This window comes from Aliivibrio sp. S10_S31, from assembly GCF_014694495.1.
GTDB classification, from domain to species: domain Bacteria; phylum Pseudomonadota; class Gammaproteobacteria; order Enterobacterales; family Vibrionaceae; genus Aliivibrio; species Aliivibrio fischeri.
Genome location: NZ_JAAUWR010000017.1, coordinates 42,448 through 62,696 on the forward strand (window position 1 = coordinate 42,448; position 20,249 = coordinate 62,696).

The 20,249-nt window shown below is 39.7% G+C and carries 19 protein-coding genes; 7 read left to right on the forward strand and 12 right to left on the reverse strand.

The features are described from left to right. Positions 1–63 precede the first annotated feature (63 nt). From xerC to HC728_RS14680, 5 genes are all read right to left on the reverse strand, one after another. On the reverse strand, positions 64–975 hold the full coding sequence (xerC, locus tag HC728_RS14660; RefSeq protein ID WP_005421444.1) for a tyrosine recombinase XerC: 912 nt from the start codon (positions 973–975) through the stop codon (positions 64–66). Further along, positions 968–1,672 carry a DUF484 family protein gene (locus tag HC728_RS14665; protein WP_065641781.1) on the reverse strand — a complete coding sequence of 235 codons (705 nt, stop codon included), beginning with the start codon at positions 1,670–1,672 and terminating at the stop codon, positions 968–970. The genes xerC and HC728_RS14665 overlap by 8 nt, the downstream gene beginning before the upstream one ends. Continuing rightward, the gene (dapF, locus tag HC728_RS14670) at positions 1,669–2,499 is read right to left on the reverse strand and encodes a diaminopimelate epimerase (RefSeq protein ID WP_005421448.1); all 831 of its coding nucleotides are present in this window, start codon (positions 2,497–2,499) and stop codon (positions 1,669–1,671) included. The genes HC728_RS14665 and dapF overlap by 4 nt, the downstream gene beginning before the upstream one ends. Before the next feature lie 81 nt (positions 2,500–2,580). After that, complete coding sequence (gene lysA / locus HC728_RS14675; protein ID WP_065641780.1) at positions 2,581–3,834, reverse strand: diaminopimelate decarboxylase; 1,254 nt, start codon at positions 3,832–3,834, stop codon at positions 2,581–2,583. Positions 3,835–4,059: 225 nt separating this feature from the next. Further along, complete coding sequence (locus HC728_RS14680) at positions 4,060–4,179, reverse strand: lipoprotein (RefSeq protein ID WP_005421451.1); 120 nt, start codon at positions 4,177–4,179, stop codon at positions 4,060–4,062. Positions 4,180–4,260: 81 nt separating this feature from the next. On the opposite strand from HC728_RS14680, the gene cyaY reads away from it, so the two are divergent. Further along, positions 4,261–4,575, forward strand: a complete 315-nt coding sequence (gene cyaY / locus HC728_RS14685) for an iron donor protein CyaY (protein ID WP_017018508.1) — start codon at positions 4,261–4,263, stop codon at positions 4,573–4,575. A 154-nt stretch (positions 4,576–4,729) separates the two neighbouring features. Here the strand turns inward: cyaY and prlC are convergent, their stop codons facing one another. Then, the gene (gene prlC / locus HC728_RS14690; RefSeq protein WP_065596325.1) at positions 4,730–6,772 is read right to left on the reverse strand and encodes an oligopeptidase A; all 2,043 of its coding nucleotides are present in this window, start codon (positions 6,770–6,772) and stop codon (positions 4,730–4,732) included. A 152-nt stretch (positions 6,773–6,924) separates the two neighbouring features. Here prlC and HC728_RS14695 point away from each other — a divergent pair, with 152 nt between their 5' ends. Continuing rightward, on the forward strand, positions 6,925–7,764 hold the full coding sequence (locus HC728_RS14695; protein ID WP_005421459.1) for a 23S rRNA (adenine(2030)-N(6))-methyltransferase RlmJ: 840 nt from the start codon (positions 6,925–6,927) through the stop codon (positions 7,762–7,764). Positions 7,765–8,004: 240 nt separating this feature from the next. Continuing rightward, positions 8,005–9,360 carry a glutathione-disulfide reductase gene (gene gorA, locus HC728_RS14700; RefSeq protein WP_005421460.1) on the forward strand — a complete coding sequence of 452 codons (1,356 nt, stop codon included), beginning with the start codon at positions 8,005–8,007 and terminating at the stop codon, positions 9,358–9,360. A 103-nt stretch (positions 9,361–9,463) separates the two neighbouring features. Here gorA and HC728_RS14705 read toward each other — a convergent pair whose 3' ends face one another. The 5 genes from HC728_RS14705 to HC728_RS14725 all read right to left on the reverse strand — a co-directional run bounded on the left by HC728_RS14705 (position 9,464) and on the right by HC728_RS14725 (position 13,926). After that, on the reverse strand, positions 9,464–10,192 hold the full coding sequence (locus HC728_RS14705) for a DsbA family protein (protein WP_190395695.1): 729 nt from the start codon (positions 10,190–10,192) through the stop codon (positions 9,464–9,466). 24 nt (positions 10,193–10,216) lie between these two features. Continuing rightward, positions 10,217–10,720, reverse strand: a complete 504-nt coding sequence (locus tag HC728_RS14710; protein ID WP_190395696.1) for a protein disulfide oxidoreductase — start codon at positions 10,718–10,720, stop codon at positions 10,217–10,219. After that, positions 10,720–12,816, reverse strand: coding sequence for a protein-disulfide reductase DsbD (locus tag HC728_RS14715; RefSeq protein ID WP_190395697.1), 2,097 nt, complete (start codon positions 12,814–12,816; stop codon positions 10,720–10,722). The genes HC728_RS14710 and HC728_RS14715 overlap by 1 nt, the downstream gene beginning before the upstream one ends. A gap of 55 nt (positions 12,817–12,871) precedes the next feature. After that, positions 12,872–13,204 (reverse strand): copper resistance protein, encoded by a 333-nt coding sequence (locus HC728_RS14720; protein WP_370539792.1) that lies wholly within the window; start codon positions 13,202–13,204, stop codon positions 12,872–12,874. Positions 13,205–13,338: 134 nt separating this feature from the next. Continuing rightward, entirely contained in the window at positions 13,339–13,926 is a 588-nt protein-coding gene (locus HC728_RS14725; RefSeq protein ID WP_065597912.1) for a hypothetical protein, read from the reverse strand. 265 nt (positions 13,927–14,191) lie between these two features. Between HC728_RS14725 and HC728_RS14730 the strand changes: the two genes are divergently transcribed. From HC728_RS14730 to HC728_RS14745, 4 genes are read left to right on the forward strand one after another with little or no spacing between them, the layout of a single operon-like run. Continuing rightward, positions 14,192–15,517 (forward strand): serine/threonine-protein kinase, encoded by a 1,326-nt coding sequence (locus tag HC728_RS14730; protein WP_065639780.1) that lies wholly within the window; start codon positions 14,192–14,194, stop codon positions 15,515–15,517. A 29-nt stretch (positions 15,518–15,546) separates the two neighbouring features. After that, positions 15,547–16,974, forward strand: coding sequence for a chromosome partitioning protein ParA (locus tag HC728_RS14735; protein ID WP_190395699.1), 1,428 nt, complete (start codon positions 15,547–15,549; stop codon positions 16,972–16,974). 11 nt (positions 16,975–16,985) lie between these two features. Then, positions 16,986–17,552: an ECF-type sigma factor gene (locus HC728_RS14740; protein ID WP_005421469.1), complete on the forward strand. Its 567-nt coding sequence runs from the start codon at positions 16,986–16,988 to the stop codon at positions 17,550–17,552. A gap of 6 nt (positions 17,553–17,558) precedes the next feature. Continuing rightward, complete coding sequence (locus tag HC728_RS14745) at positions 17,559–19,127, forward strand: hypothetical protein (protein ID WP_190395700.1); 1,569 nt, start codon at positions 17,559–17,561, stop codon at positions 19,125–19,127. A 67-nt stretch (positions 19,128–19,194) separates the two neighbouring features. Here the strand turns inward: HC728_RS14745 and HC728_RS14750 are convergent, their stop codons facing one another. Then, positions 19,195–20,058 carry a hypothetical protein gene (locus HC728_RS14750; protein ID WP_190395701.1) on the reverse strand — a complete coding sequence of 288 codons (864 nt, stop codon included), beginning with the start codon at positions 20,056–20,058 and terminating at the stop codon, positions 19,195–19,197. Positions 20,059–20,249: the final 191 nt, after the last annotated feature.

Genomic DNA, 20,249 nt, shown 5'->3' on the forward strand with positions numbered 1-20,249 from the left:
TAAAATCAATAAATTAAAAAAGCCAGAGAATTCTCTGGCTTTTTTAATTGATCCGAATCGAACCTATTTTTTCTTCGCTCTAGGATGCGCTTGGTCATACGCTTGAGCAAGGTGTTGAAAATCTAAATGGGTATAGATTTGAGTAGTAGAAATATTTTCGTGCCCAAGCAGTTCTTGTACCGCACGTAAATTACCACTGGATTCCAACATATGTGTCGCAAAGGAGTGACGCAATTTATGTGGGCTAATGTGGCTATTTACCCCTTGTTTTAATCCCCATTCAGCCATGCGTTTTTGTACATTTCGATGAGAAATACGCACACCTAACTTAGAAACAAACAATCCTTTTTCTTCGGGTTTTGCTAATTGATTTCGCACTCGTAACCAATGCCCTAACCACTCTTTCGCTTGACCTGAAAATGGCACTTTACGCTCTTTATCGCCTTTACCAATAACACGTAATTCGCCTTGACGTAATTGAATATCACGAACATCAATGCTGACCAATTCCGCCAAACGTAAACCAGCACCATACATTAATTCCATGATAGCGCGATCACGAATAGACAATGGGTCATCTTCGTTTACTTCAAGTAATTGCCCCATCTCATCTACATCAATATTTTTAGGCAAAGGACGAGATTTACGAGGTGCAGACACCCCTTTAGCAGGGTTAGCCGTCAACACATTACGTAAGACTAAAAAATCAAAGAAACTACGTAGAGAAGATAAACGCGTAGATAAACTGCTCGCTTTTAATCCTTCACGCATTCCTTTACTGGTAACTTGTCTCACCCATCCAGCATCAACGTCTTGCCAAGATTCAACGCCTAGCTCAACAAGTTGTTCCGCTATGGTCGTCAATTGACGTTTATAATTACGTTGGGTATAGATACTGAGTCCTTTCTCATTGCGCAAGAACTCATAAAAGGCATCAAGATGCTTTGAAAATTGAACCGGTAAAACATCACTCATTATCTAACTTCGACCATTGAGTTAATAAATAATGAAACACACTCACTAATTGCTCTAAAAACAGTGTGCCCATATTCGGTTGGAAATGTCCGCCATCACGACTAGCAAATGCAATGATACCCATAGACTTTGATGATGCACCTAAAGGTAAAATAGCAAAAGAGCCTAAATCAGAACTTGATAAATCCAACCCTCCATACGCAAAAAGACTATCGCGGTCTGTTTTACGTAATCGCCCTAAATAAGCGGAATGCCCATTCAAGAATTTCTTCAAAAAATTATCTAGTGCACTTTGCTCGACATGATATTTAGGGTGAGAATGTTCAACAATTTTAATATGTGCGGTTAAGTTAAGTTCAATGGCTTTTTTTTCAATAATAGCCACAGCTTGAGAAAAATTTTCGCTCAATAACAATTGTTTTTGAATACTTGAAAACTCATGAAACAAACGATCATTTTGTGCCGCTAACGACATCAATTGCGTAATTTCTTCTTCTAACTCACCAATACGACCACGCAATTTATTAACCTGAACCTCAACTAACGAAACCACCCCACGCTCAGGTGTATCCACCTTAATTCGATTCAATAACTCAGGATGTTTTTGAAAGAAATCAGGGTGATCCGTTAAAAACTGAGCCACAATATCTTCTGTTAGCTCAGTTGGCTCTATGTATTCTTGTTGCTTCTCAATCATATTGATAATTGACCATCGTATACGTGTGTTGCAGGGCCTGTCATAAATAAGGGTTTTCCTGGTCCTTGCCATACGATGTGCAAATCACCACCAGGTAAAGACACTTTCACTTCTTCACCCAATAATTCTTGCATAATACCGACAGCAACCGCGCCACAAGCACCGCTACCACAAGCTTGAGTTTCACCAGCACCACGTTCATAAACGCGTAATTTCACTTCATTTGGTGAGATGATTTGCATAAATCCGGCATTTACACGCTCAGGAAAGCGTTCATGGCTTTCCACTAACGGTCCATACTTATCAACATCATAAGCATCAACATCATCGACAACGGTCACACAGTGAGGATTTCCCATGCTTACTGCGCCACTGAATAAGGTTTTATCATCAACACGCAATAAATAGGTTTTTTCAGCTTGCGTTGCTTTAAATGGAATCTTATTTGGCTCAAATACAGGCTCACCCATGTTCACCGTAATTTGATCATCATCTTCCACTTTTAAAATCATTTTGCCTTTCTTAGTACTGACCGAAATGCTGGTTTTATTGGTTAATCCTTTCATTCGTACAAATCGAGCGAAACAACGTGCACCATTACCACACTGCTCTACTTCCGAGCCGTCAGCATTAAAAATTCGGTAATGAAAATCCGTTTCAGGATCATAAGGGGCTTCAACCACCAATAACTGATCAAATCCAATACCACGATGGCGATCAGCCAAACGACGGATCAGGTCTGGAGAAAAGAAAATATTCTGTGTCAGACAGTCAACAACCATAAAGTCGTTGCCTAGCCCGTGCATTTTAGAAAAATGAAAGTGCATAGTTGTTCTTCTTATGTATGTTTTCTTTCTTGGCTGAAAAAAGAGCAAGCATGCTTAGCACCTTGCTCTTAAATAATATTTTTAGTTGGGTAAAATCGCTTCCAGTTCCCACAATGAGCTTAGCTCTTCACGCTTACGAACAAGGTGAACGCCATCACCATCCACCATAATCTCTGCCGCTCGGCAACGTGTATTATAGTTGGATGACATTACAAACCCATAAGCACCTGATGAGCGAACTGCCAGTAAATCATTCGCTTCTAGTACCAATGCTCGATCTTTACCAAGAAAATCACCGGTTTCACAAATAGGGCCCACAAGATCGTAATTTTGAGCGTCACCTTCACGAGGTACAACAGGAACGATATCTTGCCACGCTTGATAAAGAGCAGGGCGCATTAAATCGTTCATTGCCGCATCAATAATCGCAAAGTTTTTATGCTCAGTGTGTTTTAAAAACTCAACTTTAGTAACTAGGATACCTGCATTTGCAGCAATAGCACGTCCCGGCTCAAAAATAAGTTCTAAATCTTGATGTTCCGCTAGTCTGCCTAATAACGCGGTCGCATATTCAGAAGGTTGTGGCGGTAATTCATCACGATAAACCACACCAAGACCACCACCAACATCAAGGTGACGAATATTGACGCCTTGTGCTTTTAAATCATCGATCAACGCAAGCAGACGATCCGTTGCATCAATAAACGGTTCAATATCGGTTAATTGAGAGCCAATATGACAGTCGATACCTTGAACATCTAAATTTGGCAGACTTTGAGCAAATTTATACACTTCAGGTGCACGATCAAACGCAATTCCAAATTTGTTATCACGCAACCCTGTAGAGATATACGGGTGTGTTTTTGCATCCACATCTGGATTAATACGTAAAGAAATAGGCGCAATAACCCCCATTTCAGCCGCAACGGCATTTAGGCGTTCAAGCTCTGGCTCTGATTCAACATTAAAGCATTTAATTTTTAGCTCTAGTGCACGGCGCATTTCATCAGCCGTTTTACCTACACCAGAAAAAACAACCTTAGTTGGATCGCCACCTGCGGCAACAACACGCTCTAATTCACCTTGAGAAACAATATCAAACCCTGAACCTAGACGAGCAAGTGCGTTTAACACGCCGATATTTGAGTTCGCTTTTACGGCATAACACACAAGATGAGGGTGATTACCTACAGAGTTATCAAATGCTTTCCAGTGGCGCTCTAATGTCGCACGAGAATACACGTATAAAGGTGTGCCGAATTGCTCAGCTAACTGTGTAATAGGCAGCTCTTCCGCCCAAAGTTGTCCATCATCTTTATAATTGAAATAATCCAATGTCGTCTTCCTTGTCTAGTTTTCGTTGTTCTGTTTATCGATTTATCCGCGAGAGTTATACCAATGTAACTAATTAGATGATCTATTTATTACGCAGGAAAATCACTTAAGAGCAAGGCAAAAATTCTTATAAGTAGTTATTCTACAATAATAATTTTCAACACCGCTATTGGGTGATTTAACCAGTAATAATGATCAGGTAATTAATGGAATTGGTATTATTTATTACTCAGCCGCTTCTGTTTGTGGTGCTTCATCTGCAGGCATGTACAACGGACCAGTTTGGCCACAACCAGCTAAAGTAAGAAGGCTCAATAGCATTAATGCCATCACTCTTTTGTGCATAAGATTTTACCATTAGTGTTAATATCTACTGATGCTCTCTATAATCGCACCACAGCCAAGAAAAGCAATAGGATAAACAAGATGAATAACACTGAATTTCACGAACTAGTCGATGAAAAACTGCAATTACTCGAAGATATGATTGATGATTCGGGTGCTGATATTGAACCTGTTATCACAGGAAACGTATTAACGCTGGAGTTTGAAAATCGCAGCCAAATCGTCATTAACAAACAAGAACCAATGCACGAAATTTGGTTAGCTTCAAAATCGGGTGGCTTCCACTTCTCTTATGTTGATGAAAAATGGACATGTTCTAAAACGGGCATGGAATTTATCGAGATGGTAAAAGAAGAGTGTCAGAAACACGCTGATGAAGAGATTGAGTGGGCTTAATTTCTCGATACGCTATCGCTGACTATAAAGCTTCGCGTCTAGAAACGATAAGAGCAGAACAACGGCAACTGGATAAATTACTTATCCATACGGACCATTTCCTGCTCTTATAGAAGCGAAGCGTCTAGATTCTAGTTAGCGCTAGCGTATAGTTTTATTTACCAATTCCCGCGTGACGCAGCATCGCATCCACTTGCGGCTCACGACCACGGAAACGCTTGAACAACTCCATCGGCTCTTCACTGCCACCCATTTCCAAAATATTATTTAAGAAACTTTGGCCAGTCTCGGTATTAAAAATACCTTCCTCTTCAAAACGAGAGAACGCATCTGCTGATAATACTTCTGCCCATAAGTAGCTGTAATAGCCAGCACTGTAACCGCCTGCAAAAATATGACCAAAGCTGTGAGAGAAACGGTTCCACTCAACGCTTGGTAATACCGCTACTTTCGCTTTCACTTCCGCTAGCGTTTCCAGCACTCGACCGCCTAGCTCTGGGTCAAAATTAGTGTGCAGCGTAAAATCAAACAAACCAAACTCTAACTGACGCAAAATAAACATCGCTGATTGGAAGTTTTTCGCTGCTAGCATTTTATCTAGCATCTCTTTAGGAAGCGGCTCACCCGTTTCGTAATGACCAGAGATAAACGCTAACGCCTCTTCTTCATAACACCAGTTTTCTAAGAACTGACTTGGCAGCTCAACTGCATCCCAAGGCACACCGTTAATCCCTGATACCGAAGCCACATCAATTTGAGTCAGCATGTGATGGATACCGTGACCAAATTCGTGGAATAACGTCACCACTTCATCGTGAGTAAACAGTGCAGGTTTGCCACCGACAGGTTTATTAAAGTTACAGGTTAGATAAGCAACAGGAGTCTGTAGTTCGCCTTCTTGAGTCAAACGACGTACACGACACTCATCCATCCATGCGCCACCACGCTTATGTTCACGAGCATACAAATCAAGGTAAAAGCTGCCACGTAGTGTGTTCGTTGAATCAAAGATATCAAAGAAACGCACTGATTCGTGCCATACATCCACACCTTCACGCTCAACCACTGTCATACCAAACAGACGGTTTAATACTTCGAATAGACCAGATACGGCTTTTGATTCAGGGAAGTAAGGGCGAAGCTCTTCATCCGAGATTTGATACAGCTTTTGCTTTAATTTTTCAGAGTAGTAAGTGATGTCCCACAGATCTAACTCATCAATACCAAACTCTTCTTTTACAAATGCTTTTAGCTCTTCAACTTCACGCTCACCTTGAGGTTTTGCTTTTGTTGCTAGGTCATTTAAAAAGCCAAGTACTTGAGTTGGACTTTCTGCCATTTTGGTTGCCAATGATTTATCACTGTATGAACCAAAACCAAGTAGACGAGCGATTTCATGACGAAGTTGTAATTCTTCTTCCATGATTGCGCTGTTGTCCCACTTACCTGCATTTGGACCACGATCTGATGCACGAGTCACGAATGCTTCATAAATTTCTTTACGTAATGGTTTGTTATCACAGTACGTCATTACAGGTAAGTAAGATGGCATTTCTAACGTAAGTAGCCAACCGTCCAATTCTTTTGCTTCAGCCGCGGCTTTTGCTGCTGCCATTGCAGACTCTGGTAAACCTGATAACTCTTTTTCGTCCGTAATGTGTTTTGACCAACCCATAGTAGCGTCAAGCACATTGTTGCTGAAGTTTGAGCTTAGCTCAGAGCTACGTTTACTGATCTCGCCGTAACGCTTTTGTTGATCAGCCGGTAAACCAATACCTGATAAATCAAAATCACGCAGTTCATCAATGATGGTTTTTTGTTGGGCTTGAGATAGGCTTGCAAATGCCTCGCTCTCTTTAATGGATTTATACGCTTCGTACAATCCTTTGTGTTGGCCAACCCAAGTGCCATATTCAGATAACTCAGGTAGACACGCTTCATAAGCTTCACGCCATGCTTCGCTATTTTTTACTGAATTTAAATGACTTACTGGCGACCAAATACGGCTAAGGCGATCATCCGTTTCCGCTAAAGGAACAATAATGCTTTCCCAGCTAGGAGTTACGTCAGAAGCTAATACTTCTTCAATTTTTGCACGGCAATCAGCAATCGCTTGTTCTACAGCAGGCTGAATATGCTCAGGCTTAATTTGAGAAAATGGAGGTAAATCAGTGAAGGTCAGTAGCGGGTTAGACATATTCATTCCTTTTTATTTCTTATTCGATTTGATGTCACTATGTAGATAAGATGGTGCTTAATTGACTAAATTTCAATGGCTGATGCAAGAGTACACACATTGAGCCACAAACTTGGGTATAATATTCCCATTCCAATAGTGAGAGTTCATCCATGTTAAGTTACCGTCACAGTTTTCATGCAGGCAACCATGCCGATGTGGTTAAACACATTGTACAAAGCCTTATCCTTAATTCATTAACTCAAAAAGATAAACCATTTGTTTATCATGACACCCACTCAGGTGTTGGCCGTTACGACTTAACGCATGAATGGTCTGAAAAAACAGGTGAATACAAACAAGGTATCGCACGTATCTGGGAGCAAGCGAATCTTCCAGAAGAAATCACCAGCTACCTTGATGCTATCAAAACCTTAAATGACGGCGAAGAGCTGCGTTACTACCCGGGTTCTCCTCGTGTTGGCCGCGCACATTTGCGTCGCCAAGACCGTATGGTACTAACGGAACTTCACCCTTCAGATTACCCACTGCTTGAACAAGAGTTTCATCGTGATCGCCAAGTGTCTATCTATAAAGAAGACGGCTTTGCGCGACTAAAAGCAAGTCTTCCGCCAAAAGAGCGCAGAGGATTAGTCTTAATCGACCCACCTTATGAGCTTGCAAAAGAATATCGCGATGTTGTTACTGCTATTGGCCAAAGTCATAAGCGTTGGGCTACGGGTATTTATGCGATTTGGTATCCGGTGGTAAATCGTCACGATATCGACGATATGATCAACGGATTAAAAAAATTAGACATTCGTAACATTCTGCAAATTGAATTAGGTGTATCACCAGATACCAACGAGCGCGGCATGACAGCATCAGGCATGATCGTAATTAACCCACCTTGGAAACTAGAAAGCCAAATGAACGATATTTTGCCTTTCTTAAAAGAAGCGATTGCACCAGCAACAGGTCACTTCAAAGTAGAGTGGATTGTTCCGGAATAAGATCTAAGGGTTCAGATCGGTCGCAAGCTCCCTCAAAGGATTCAGGAAAAGCAGATAGCATTGCTCAGTTTTATCTCTTTCCTGAAACCTGCAAGCGAAGCGACATGAAACCTAGTAGACCTTGAAAAAGAAAAATTTGGTCGCATTTCATACATAGTAAATAAAAAGAATTAATACCAATGTAATTAATTAGATGAAGATAATTATTAGAATTGGTTAACACTTATTGGAGAGAAAGTAATGACTACGCATTTTGATTATATCTGTATCGGCGGTGGTTCAGGCGGTATCGCATCAGCAAACCGTGCATCAATGTACGGTGCAAAAGTGGCACTGATCGAAGCTCAAGATCTTGGCGGTACGTGTGTAAACGTAGGGTGTGTACCTAAAAAAGTAATGTGGCACGGTGCTCAAGTTGCTGAAGCCATTAACCTATACGCTGAAGATTACGGCTTTGATGTAGAGCTAAAAGAATTCAAATGGAACAAGATGATTGAAAGTCGTCAAGCTTACATTGGTCGTATTCATGAATCTTACGATCGCGTACTTGGTAATAACAAAGTAAACGTAATCAAAGGCTTTGCTAAATTTGTTGATGCAAAAACCGTTGAAGTAAACGGTGAGCACTACACAGCAGATCATATTCTTATTGCCGTTGGCGGTCGTCCAACAATTCCAAATATCCCTGGTGCAGAATACGGTATTGATTCAAATGGTTTCTTTGAACTGACTGAGCAACCAAAACGCGTTGCGGTTATTGGTGCAGGTTACATTGCTGTAGAAATCGCAGGCGTTCTTCACTCTCTAGGTACAGAAACTCACCTATTCTGCCGTAAAGAATCACCACTACGTAGCTTTGACCCAATGATCATCGATACGCTAGTTGAAGTAATGAATACCGAAGGCCCAACACTTCATACTCACTCGGTACCAAAAGAAGTAGTTAAAGAAGCAGACGGCAGCCTAACGCTTCACCTAGAAAACGGTAATACACAAAACGTTGATACGCTAATTTGGGCTATCGGTCGTCACCCAGCAACGGATGCTATCAATCTTGATAAAACCGGTGTTGCGACGAACGATCGCGGTTACATCAAAGTGGATGAATACCAAGAAACAAACGTGAAAGGCATCTACTGTGTTGGTGACATCATGGAAGGCGGTATTGAGCTGACTCCTGTAGCGGTTAAGGCAGGTCGTCAACTTTCAGAGCGTCTATTTAATGGCAAAACCAATGCAAAAATGGACTACGATCTAGTTCCTACGGTTGTATTTAGCCACCCACCAATTGGTACGATTGGCTTAACAGAGCAAGAAGCTGACGAACAATACGGCAAAGAGAACGTGAAAGTGTACACATCAGGCTTTACTGCAATGTACACAGCGGTCACTAAGCACCGTCAACCTTGTAAGATGAAACTAGTATGTGCAGGCGAAGACGAGAAAGTCGTTGGTCTACACGGTATCGGTTTCACGGTTGATGAAATGATCCAAGGTTTTGCAGTAGCAATGAAGATGGGCGCAACTAAGGCTGATTTCGATGCCGTTGTGGCTATCCACCCGACGGGTTCTGAAGAATTTGTAACGATGCGATAGTCTATTTTTAGACTGTTTTAAAAATAAAAAACGCCGCCAATTAACCTTGGCGGCGTTTTTGTTTTATTGAATCATGTTTAACTCGATTAAGCAGTGAGTGACATTACTTACCCGACTGTTCTGCGATTTTAGCTTCAACCATGGGCGCTAATTTTTCATAAGGTAAATAGCCCGGAAGAAGTTGACCATCGATCAACATAGCTGGTGTTCCTCGCACGCCTAAATCCGTAAATAGTTGGTAGTTCTTCGCTACCATATCTTGAACTTCGTCATTCGTTGATACGTACTTTTCCGCATCATTCGCTTTTGCGACCTTCATGATAGAGCGCATATTGTGAATTCCCGGCTTACTTAATAAGGTCTCACTGATCTTATTAAATTTGTCTGGGCTTTCCTTCCACACTCTTAAGGCAAAGGTTGCCGAGTTAGCCGGATTTGAACCCTCTTTAAGTGGTACATAAATATTTATCACTTTAAGATCATCAGGGTGCTCTTCGACCAACTTCATTAATACTGGGTCTAATTTTTTACACCAAGGGCAACTTAAATCCGTTAATACAACAATAGTTAATTTAGGATCTTTCGCACCAAACCACGGTAGATTTGGGTTGTTGTACATATAATCATGATAATCTGCCAACGTTTTTTCATACTTACCCTGTTGAGCAATATACATAGCCAAGCTCTCATGAAGGCTATCAATAATGGTAGGGTTGCCTTTAAGCATTTTATTAATATCTTCCACTTTCTCCGATTGAGTCATTGCAGAAGCAAGAGGAGAAAATAAGCATGCCATTACCAGTGTTGTGATGAATTTCGTTTTAAATTTCATTTTTTATTGTCCGTATATATTCGTTTAGATAAGCCATAAACGAGCAAGTAATCCCATCGGAGTTGTTATCCCCGTGGTGATGTTTTTTATCTCGCCTTTATCAATAATGACGATGGTTGGGGTCACTTGAATGCCCCATTCTCTTGAAATATCGCCACGCGTATCATTCATATTTTTAAAAGTGTAATCGTGAGATCTCATATAACCAGAGACTCTTCTGTCCTCTCCAGAATTCGTACTCACACCAACAACTTGATAAGAATCACTGAACCAATTAATGGTTGGCGTTACAAATCGACACGCTGCACACCACGTCGCCCAGAAATACACCACCACCGGCTTTTCTTGACTCATAGCGATAACATCGATCGCTTCACCTGTTGTACTTATTCCAGCAAGAGCAGGGGCAGTATTCGCTGGCATATCTTTAGTTCTCCACGCATCAACAGCAAAACTAAAAATAATGATCACCAGAAGGTAAATTAGTGTCTCTTTACCCCAGCGCTTCATTTTTTGTCTTTTCCCCATTACGGTTTATTTCCTGCTTTTTTAATCGCATCCATAACGACTTTTTCATTCAAAATAACAGGAAGTTCGATGCCGTTTGGCGCACTTGGGCCATAAACCACATTAAATGGCACTCCAAATCGTCCATGCTCTTGTAGGTAAGAAGTAATTTTTTCACTCGGAACCGTCCAGTCTCCCTGCATAGGAATAATATTCGCGCTGTTTAACTCGCTATAAACTGGCTCTTGAAGCAACACACCAATTTTGTTTGCCTTACAGGTCACACACCAATCAGCAGTAACATCAACAAAGACCACTTTTCCTTCATCTACATATTGCTGAATAGATTCACTCGATAACGGAACCCATTTAGGCTCTTCAGGCAGTAGGTCCGTTGACGTCATGCTGTCTATCACTGTGCCAAAGCCAAATGCGATAGCAAATAAGATACTTAACCACCCTGCCGCTTTCTTACTATGAACTTGAACGGTTCGCAGCAAGATTACGCCACCCGCAATTGCTGCAATGGCATAAATCCAAAGCTCTGATAGATGATTAGAAAGTAAGTTCAGCAACCAAATGCTAGTAATAAGCATCATTGCACCAAAGAGATACTTCACCTTACTCATCCATGGGCCGGGTTTAGGTAATGAAAGAGCAATGGATGGGAAGAGAGCAACCAATATCCATGGTAGAGCCATACCAAGCGCTAACGCAGTAAAAATGCCATACATGGTTGGGATGTTTGTTGCTAAAGCAAAGGCAACCGCAGTACCTAAGAAAGGTGCGGAACAAGGAGTAGAAAGTAAGGTGGCAAACATACCTTGAATAAAATGACCAAAGTACGAATTGTTTCCTTTTGATGCGATCCAAGTGTTGGTGTTTGAGGATAATCGAATTTCAAACAAGCTCAGCATATTGGCACCAAACAATGCCGTAATAAGCGTCATAATTCCAATAAACCACGCACTCTGAAATTGAATGCCCCATCCAATTGCATTGCCTGATAACTTAAGTACCACTAAGAACGAAGCCAGAAGCCAAAAAGAAAAAACAATCCCACTTGCAGAGGCTAAAAACTGCAATTTAATCTGTTTTTTCTCAAGACCTTGAGCTGAAATAACACTGCTTAACTTCATTCCCAATACAGGGAAAACACAAGGCATTACGTTCAGAATTAAACCACCAAATAAAGCAAATAAGATCATTTTCAGAATAGACTGCAATCCATTACTACTTGTGATTATTCCATCACTAATGCTTGCTGGTTGCTCTGCTATAAACTCACTGTCTTTTAAAGTAACACTGATATTTTCACCAGTTAAATCCGGCGTTCCCATCCAACTACTTACATCAAATGTTGCGGTAATATTGTTACCATCTACATCAATCTTTGGGCGAGAAAAATTAGCGTCTTGCATTTCATCTGACGGACCATCTACCAAAACATCAGGCGTTATCCATCCCATTTTTTTGCTTGCAGTCACCTGAAGCTGCATTTTTGTGGCATCCCACACTGCTTTTACATCACTGATCAGTGCAGACTCTTTTGGAACCTGACTTAACCCTTGGGCGTAAACGTGCATCGCTTCTTTAGAAAGCGTTAAATCAGCTGGAGTGAATGTAAGTTCAAATGGGTAGTCAGTCAGTACACAAATAGTGGTGCAAGATGACAGGGTGAGATCAACCTTAAAGGTAACCGGCTTATTAAGATCATCAATATGAAGTGTCATAGGGAAAATCACACTTCCCTTATACCCTAAGGTTTCAATACCAAGTAGATCGAAGCGTTTCGGATATGGCCAATACCAATCGATACTGCGAATATTTTGAGAGTCTTCCCAAGTCATGCTCGGGGCAATACCTCCTTCTCCAGGGCTTCTCCAATACGTTTTCCAATCACCCGCTAAGCGAACTTCTAGAAATCCGGCAACGGTTTGATCGACTTTATTGATTTGCCCGGTAAGAACAAAGCGAGTTTCAATCGGAGTGTGATTCTGGTTTTTGAGCCACCCAGTATTTGGGGTTTCGGCTTGGGCAACGGATATAAATACGCTGCACAACATCGCGAATAGTCCAAATAGGACCATACGTGTTGTCATTACTGATTTTTGCATCTGTGTTTCCTTTAAAAATAAATATACGTCGAATGTTGTTACAACATTCGATTATTTATTCTCTAAAAACACACAACTTGAGGTGAACCCGCCTTCCTTTATGAAGAATAGGCTCAGTAAATGAAGAGGTATAGCCGAATGATAAACACAGCCCTATAACGAGAAGAACCGTGAATATCTGCACAATAAGCGCATGATCGCCAACTTGATGTTGTTCGAAATGGATTAAATGTTCCGATAATTCACACTTATCACCTAATCCATTTTTGTCTTGCTGTGTTTCCGATGCTTGTTGCACAGTATCAGATACTGAGCTATCCAGCGGTAAAGAACACGAACTTAATAAACCAATATTGTTTGCCGCACAGACAAAGATAACCCAGCACACAAGAATGAGGGGCCATCTAAAAAAATCATGTCTGTAAAACGCAGATTTCATCAACTGGTTAACTATAAGAATAAGGAACGTGTGCAGTTAGGACACACGCACCTTTAAATAGTTTCCTAGTTACCTATTTAAATTTAATGAGCGTGGTTATGATGATGGTGACCGCAACCACATGTTGGTGCAGCAACCACGCTTTGTAATGGATGGAATTCCATTTTTTCTTGCAAAGCTTCAGGTGTTAATGAATTTAATAGGTGCATATTCTCGATATTTACCACATTAACATCACCTAATTCACGTTGTGTTTTTGCTACTTCAATAAACTGACGACTTAATGCTTCTGGTAACGTAAATTCACGAATTGCACACAACAAATTAGTTGCTGTATCTACCGCAATCATAGAAACAGATAAGGTATTGTTTTCAGAAAGAGAGAAATATTCATCTGGAATTGCTGATGAATTAAATTGCATTTCAAAAGCCAAATCACCAAAACTAACAACAAGTAGGCAACCGCCTTTCTCTGATGATACTAAACCTAATTGAGCACCACTTTGACCTAATAGTGTTTGTTCATCAGCGGTAATATTGCTAAGTCCAACATACAGTAAATTAGGTAAATCATTACGAAATAGTTCAAGCATCGCACCGTCGCCCTCTTGGAAAGGGTGGTTTTCAAACGTTTGTCCAACTTGAAACTGTGGAGTGTTGTGTTCAGCCATAATCATTACCTTCTTCATCTGTATCTTAATTTATACCGCTAAGTGTAATCCTTATTTGAAAAATGACTATCCTAGTAAAAAGCAAATCACTATTACTTATTTGTAATAATAATCATCATTATTAATTTATTATTAAAAACATCAATAACCTCCATCTACTCAGATCAAAAAATCCATTTAAACTTTCTTAAAATCGAGAATATTCATTCACATTTTCAATATTAACTTATACAGTACGCACAAATTATTTTTATAAATTAACATCGTGCTGCTAGGTACTTCTTCAACACAAATCTTTTATCACTTGTTAGATCTGGATGATGAACAACAACAAAAAGTGCTCGATACACTGAAAGAAAATCAACCAGAAATCCATCAAGAGATCACAGCGTTACTAGGTTCTTCTCCATCAGAGCATTTTTCCGATCTGCTCGGCTTTCACGCGCAACAAACTTGTCATTTTGATTGGGATTTAAGCAATCAAACGATTGATAAATATCAATTACGTGATGAGTTAGGTCGTGGAGGAATGGGCGTTGTTTATTCTGCACATCGAGCAAATGGTACTTTTGAGCAAGAGTTGGCTATCAAGTTTATTCAGCCAAGTTTTAACAACCTACTCGATAAAAGAGCGCTATTTGAAGAAGCTCAACTTTTAGCCCGTTTAAATCACCCTTACATTGCAAAAGTATTCGATGGCGGTGAACACCAAAATCTTGTTTATGTCGTAATGGAAAAAGTGATTGGTTCAACGCTTAACGATTTTTTAGTGACGCATGAACTATCCAAGACACAAAAATTACATCTATTTAGTCAAGTTTGTAAGGCACTTGAACACGCACATCAGCACAATGTACTTCATGCCGATCTTAAACCTGAAAACATATTGATTGATAAGCAACACTCTCCCAAATTAATCGACTTTAACCTTACACAAAAAGTAAAAGGGAGCACGATTGAGCCTCAACAAGGCGTGCTTGCCTTTAGTGAACAATTTGCGAGTCCTGAACAGAAATCAGGTGGGTTTCTTACGCAACAGAGTGATATTTTTTCACTCGGAAAGATCTTACATTTGCTATTTCCAGTAACAAATGAAAATGATGATATTCACTGCATCCAAACGAAAGCGATGCAAGAATCATTAGATAAACGCTATCACTCGGTTTTAGAGCTGCGATTAGATATCGAAGCGGTTATCGCGTCTCGTCCAATTAGCTTAAAGCAGCATCGTCCATGCTATACATTAACGTGCCTATTAAAACGTAAACCTATTCCTTCATTTTTATGTGCATTATTAATGATTACAGGGATCGCATTTTCAAGTTTATTAGCACTTAAAAATCATCAGTTAGAGCAAGAAAAAATCGTTGCTGAAAATATGATGTATGAAGTGACGCAATTACTGTTTCACTCAAAAGGGTCAAGCGTCTCTCAAGCATCGATCAACTCGATGTTAGAGCTTACTCGTCGCCGAATTTTATCTAATCCAGATTTACCAGCACATATAAAACAGCGAATGTTATTGGCCATGATGACGCCAATCCCAACAAAACAGAAATTAACGACTCATCATTTCACCAATAATAATTAAATTCTCGTTTAGAAAAGGACATTCATAATATGAAAAGCAAACCGTTTTCAGCCCTTTTATTGATGCTATTTCTAGGTACTCCTTCTGTTGCTCATGCAGAAATAAAAACGGGATATTTCATCGACTCGCCAGTTACTGGTCTTTATTACCAAACAAGCTCACAACTGTCAGGAACGACAAATAAAGGCGCTTTTGAGTATCGAACTGGTGATGTCGTGCGTTTTTTCTTAGGTACTGATGAAAATGGTTATCTTATTAGTACATTATCGGGCCAAGAGGTGGTTACCCCAACGTTAGCCACCACTACACCAAGTAAAAGCATTAACCTAACTCGGTTATTGCTCTCTCTTGATAGTTCACCAAATAACCGAGATGAAATCACCCTAGCAAGTAAAATGCTTTCTAACGTAGATTTTCAGCAGCGACTCAAGCAAATCGATCTCAATGTATTAGACAGTTCTTCTAAAGAACTAAATATTGATCTCGTTTCAGTAAAAGAAGCCGTTGAGCACTTAAATCTAAGCCAGCAATACATCGAAGATAATTTCACTTCCGATGACATTATTTATGAGCCAGTCAATAAACACCTAAAACACATCATCATTAAGAAAAAAGACTGGCAAGGTCGAATGTGTGCTTACGACATTAAATATCACCATCACCCAAGGTATCGTCCTTCTTTTGGCAATATGGAATACACGGTGACAAATACTCACCTTATCCAATACCCAAGTGCTGGTGACTACTTTAATGGCTGTGAGTTAGATACCAGTCACCCAGTGATTGCAAACAAAAGCCCTATCTCTGAATTTGAAGGCTTTGGTGGAATGATCGGATGTGCAGCAACAGGTTGCACTCGTAATGATCTTAATGGTTTTACGTTAGACGATTATAACGACGAAGGTGACTGGAAATACCGAACCATTGCGATGAATTTTGATCCTGAAACTGAATTAATGATGGAGAAGATTCAAGGGTTAGGTCCTAACGAACACGTACGTCATCAAAATAGAGGTGAACAAATTACTTTTATTTATCCGATAGATAAAGAAGAAAAAATCCCTTTTGAAGGCATATGGCAACAAACGCAATATCACGGTCAAAAAATCGAAAAACACTGTTTATTAGTCAAAAATCATCAAGTTCTTAAGCACCCAAAAACAGGTAAAACCTGCTCAAAAAATGAAGAACAGTACACATTGAATGTGACGAAAGACTACGCCGATATGTGGTGGGTAAACAATAAAGATAATAACGCTCGACTAGAGCAAATGAACCTATTGGTTCGTTGGTATCTCAACGGAAATCAGGTTCAACACACAACATGGGAGTATTTACCCGCAGGTAGAGATTGGAAGCAAGGGGTTCTCTATCGCTACCAACAAACACTTCAACGCCAGCCAAATGGTATTGAAACTATGGATACATTTTCTGTCTCTGAATTTAGCAAAATATAACGGAATTAGTCATGAAAACAACAACAGAACTGACTCGCATTATTCAAGATTGGCAAGCAGGAAATAAACAAGCTGAAAACCAGTTATATCAATTCGCTTATTTACAGCTCAGACATATCGCTCAAGAAGAGCGAAAACGTAACGCTGAAAAATTCGGCCAACATAACGATGTTCTGACTGACAGCGTAAATAGCACAACGGCTTTGATTCACGACGCTTACCTTAAGCTTTCAAACTCAGAGCTAAGTGATGTAAAAACCAAACGCGATTTCTTTTTAATGGCCACCAAAGTGATGCGCCAAATCTTGATCGACAATGCCCGTTCGCAACAAGCTCAAAAACGTCAGGCGTTAACCTCAATTCAAGATGATAATGATAAATTTGAACAATTGATCATTATGGATAAAGCACTTGATAACTTTAGTGTGCGCTATCCCCGCCAATCCAATGCCCTAAAGTTAAAATACCTTATGGGCATGAAAAACAATGAGATTTGCCAACTTTTAGAATGCAGCTCAAGCCTAATAGAGAAAGATTTAAAATTCTCTCGCAGCTGGCTTCAAACTCGTATGATGTAATTACTAATGAAAAAAAAAGCACTCATTCTATTATCAATAAGTACTATTGCTTTAAGTGGTTTTTGGCTACGCTCTGCTATTTCATCACCATCCGAACATGCCGTGATAGCAGAACCAATTCCATTACCAAAAATACAAAACACACCATCTCGTGAAGCATTTTTATCTAGCTTTCATAAAGAAAAAACACAGTTAAATACAGTGCAAAAAAAGGAACGAGATAATGATGAAACTACGGAGTATTCAGAGAAAATAAATACCCAAAAAACATCACCTCAAGAAGATAGTGAAACTGATTTAGAATATAACGTAGATAAAGTACAAAGCCTCCCACAATTGAGCTCGACTCAAAAAGTAGGAAGTGCTGGCAACCAAAAACCCAGAGTGGATAACGACATACAGCAGCAGTTACAGACCATGATGTATGCGTGGAATTTAACGCAATCCACACCGGTAAATTATTCATTTAATATCAACGGTCTTTTTTATGATGAGGAGCATGACTTTATTACCACGAGAGTTCGCTTCTCTTATCCAGGACTTTCTTTAATCAATAGAGGCGAGCTAACCTTAGTTGGTTCTCCTATCGAAAATGATAAACCAACTCAATTCATTATTTCAGCAAAAGATGACTATCATGGAAATAAAGAAAGTGCATGGACTCATGTGAGCTTTGATTTACCCTCGACAGAAGAATCAAACTCAAGTGTTGAACATCCATTAATTGGGCATACCCTTTATCGGTTAGAAACAACAAATCATTTTGCTGGCCATAACTATGATTACGAAATTGTTTATTGTGAGGCATTTAAGTTCATTAATAACCTCGCTTATTATGCGGCTTCAACCAATAAAAGAGCCTGCCCTACAGAAGAGTCGCTATCCGAAGTCGGTACCTATGCCATTGATGACAAGCACCTTGTTGTAACAAGCAGCTATTCGGCTTTTGATGCAGAGCAACGTTGGAAAATACTGCATTCCTATGAATCTAGTTTTAATAAAGGTGAAAGCCTACTTACCACAATTCATAATGGAAAAGAGTTTGAGACCTACACAATATTAAAAAATAAACGAACAATGGAGTCTCGTTTAAATGTCGTTACTGGGCAAACCCCTTATCAAATGGAAAAATTTGAATATTTCTTCCCTACAGACAAACAAGGAAACTACATTAAAGGCACAGCGGGAATGTATATGATGGATTCTAGGTTGGTTAATCCAAACTGGTTCGAGCTAGATTCTGATCTCAATATTCATTCAGATACGCATAACATGACGTGTGATTTTGTAGTCGCTTTTTATCAAAGCTCAACCATAGGTGGTCAAGGAGCAAGTGGCATAAGTATAACGTCGAGCTCTATGGCTCCTAACTATATTGACCCACTAGAATGCGAAGAAAGAATTAATCCAGATAATGGTAAACGCTATGCGTACCTTGACTTAGATTACTCACCTTATGATGAGTTTGTTGATGGGGGGATCTATAGCTACATTTTAAAACCCAAACCAGAATACGCTCATTTAGTAGAAGAGTTTAAAGTTAACTTAATCTATCACGCACCAAATTTAAGTTAAAAATCATAGTGATAAAACAAAAAAAAGAGCGAAATGCGTCGCTCTTTTTTGTTTGGCCTATGATAGGCTAAAAACTCCAGAGTGCCTGTAGACCGGTACTGAATGTATGAGTATCTGCCTCTGGCAGCGTTGCATAGCCATTTTTGGTTTCGCGCTCTGTACAAACACCATCAACCATGGTGACGCACGTTTCAACTAGCACCGCTTGCTTGTCTGTCTCAAAACGTTTCTCATAACCTAGCATCGCATACCAACCAAGGTGTAACCCTTTCATTACTTCGTAACTAATGGTCCCTTCGATTGATGCTCTCATCCCAAAATCATTAAATGTATTATCTTCAAACTTAGTATTTTGAGTTACGCTATAGATCGGTACACCTAATACAGCACGTCCGCTCACTTTCCATTTATTATCACTAAATAGTAAGCCATTATCGTAAGCCACACCCAAATCAACAAAAATATCGGTCGAGGTTTCTTCCCATGTGCCATAAAACGCTTTATTGGTGAACCCATTATGGTTTCTCATACCGTAGCGAGTATACGTTTGGTAAGTAAGTGCCGGACCACCGATAACTCGCCACTCATCAGTAAGTTTGTAGTGCAGTTGAATGTTGGTCGCCGTTTTTAAATATTCAAACTTATTGGTTTGCATTAATTGATCATAATACTTCCAATCTTCTTGCGCACTTTGAGGAGAAAATGAAGCTAAGGCATCAATAGAAAAATCAAACTTATCGTTAATGTAATACAAGCCACCACTGTTCAAAACAGGGTTTGTGATCGTCACTTTAGATTGTGTTCCACCATAATATTCTTGATACGTTACGTTCTCTAAACCAAACGTAAAGTAAGAATACCCATAGTTTTTGTCTCCCTCATGCGCCATTGCAAAACACGGCAATAAACCTAACCAGTATATTTTTTTCATTTTTCGTCCCTAGATGTATTTTTGGGTGCGAAATATGAGTGATTCATTCCAAAAAACCAATAGTGCTATTGATAAAAAAATAAAATAAATTTTACGGTTTTTTTCCTATTTTCCGTGTCTTGTTTTGTTTTTTGAACCGGCGTAAAAGTGTCGCACTTTTGAGTTTTACAAATAAATAAACACTTATTGAG

Bases quoted from the DNA above. Each gene is read 5' to 3' on its own strand.
- xerC (WP_005421444.1), bottom strand. From the start codon at position 975: ATGAGTGATGTTTTACCGGTTCAATTTTCAAAGCATCTTGATGCCTTT.
- HC728_RS14665 (WP_065641781.1), bottom strand. From the start codon at position 1,672: ATGATTGAGAAGCAACAAGAATACATAGAGCCAACTGAGCTAACAGAA.
- dapF (WP_005421448.1), bottom strand. From the start codon at position 2,499: ATGCACTTTCATTTTTCTAAAATGCACGGGCTAGGCAACGACTTTATG.
- HC728_RS14680 (WP_005421451.1), bottom strand. From the start codon at position 4,179: ATGCACAAAAGAGTGATGGCATTAATGCTATTGAGCCTTCTTACTTTA.
- cyaY (WP_017018508.1), top strand. From the start codon at position 4,261: ATGAATAACACTGAATTTCACGAACTAGTCGATGAAAAACTGCAATTA.
- prlC (WP_065596325.1), bottom strand. From the start codon at position 6,772: ATGTCTAACCCGCTACTGACCTTCACTGATTTACCTCCATTTTCTCAA.
- HC728_RS14695 (WP_005421459.1), top strand. From the start codon at position 6,925: ATGTTAAGTTACCGTCACAGTTTTCATGCAGGCAACCATGCCGATGTG.
- gorA (WP_005421460.1), top strand. From the start codon at position 8,005: ATGACTACGCATTTTGATTATATCTGTATCGGCGGTGGTTCAGGCGGT.
- HC728_RS14705 (WP_190395695.1), bottom strand. From the start codon at position 10,192: ATGAAATTTAAAACGAAATTCATCACAACACTGGTAATGGCATGCTTA.
- HC728_RS14710 (WP_190395696.1), bottom strand. From the start codon at position 10,720: ATGGGGAAAAGACAAAAAATGAAGCGCTGGGGTAAAGAGACACTAATT.
- HC728_RS14715 (WP_190395697.1), bottom strand. From the start codon at position 12,816: ATGCAAAAATCAGTAATGACAACACGTATGGTCCTATTTGGACTATTC.
- HC728_RS14725 (WP_065597912.1), bottom strand. From the start codon at position 13,926: ATGGCTGAACACAACACTCCACAGTTTCAAGTTGGACAAACGTTTGAA.
- HC728_RS14735 (WP_190395699.1), top strand. From the start codon at position 15,547: ATGAAAAGCAAACCGTTTTCAGCCCTTTTATTGATGCTATTTCTAGGT.
- HC728_RS14740 (WP_005421469.1), top strand. From the start codon at position 16,986: ATGAAAACAACAACAGAACTGACTCGCATTATTCAAGATTGGCAAGCA.
- HC728_RS14745 (WP_190395700.1), top strand. From the start codon at position 17,559: ATGAAAAAAAAAGCACTCATTCTATTATCAATAAGTACTATTGCTTTA.
- HC728_RS14750 (WP_190395701.1), bottom strand. From the start codon at position 20,058: ATGAAAAAAATATACTGGTTAGGTTTATTGCCGTGTTTTGCAATGGCG.